The 266-nt window shown below is 25.2% G+C and carries 1 protein-coding gene; it reads right to left on the bottom strand.

Annotated elements, in window-relative coordinates; genetic code table 11:
- Nucleotides 1-266, bottom strand: a 266-nt coding sequence (locus HMPREF9441_RS18820; RefSeq protein WP_216593516.1) for a hypothetical protein, incomplete at both ends; no start/stop codon positions are given.

Here is a 266-nt window from a genome sequence, read left to right as displayed (position 1 = left end):
GTATAAGTCTGTAGCTATAATAGGCAAAAAGCAATGTTCTGAAACTATTGTTTTAAAGAATATAGTCTTTATTTCATCTAAATTCTTATCAGAATAATAATCTGATACTATTTTTTCTAATATTTCTATTTTAGAGGAAAAGTCGTCTTGATTTTCTATAAGTATAACCCCTATATTTTGATTGAAAATTCTCAGCTTCATTAAACTTTCTAACTCACCAATAGATAAAGTTGTAAAATCGAGGAAAATAGATTCGTTTTTTACAT

The organism is Paraprevotella clara YIT 11840 (assembly GCF_000233955.1).
Taxonomy (GTDB): Bacteria; Bacteroidota; Bacteroidia; order Bacteroidales; family Bacteroidaceae; genus Paraprevotella; species Paraprevotella clara.
The sequence above is the reverse complement of the archived record's forward strand: the minus strand, read 5'-3'. Positions and strand labels throughout refer to the sequence as shown.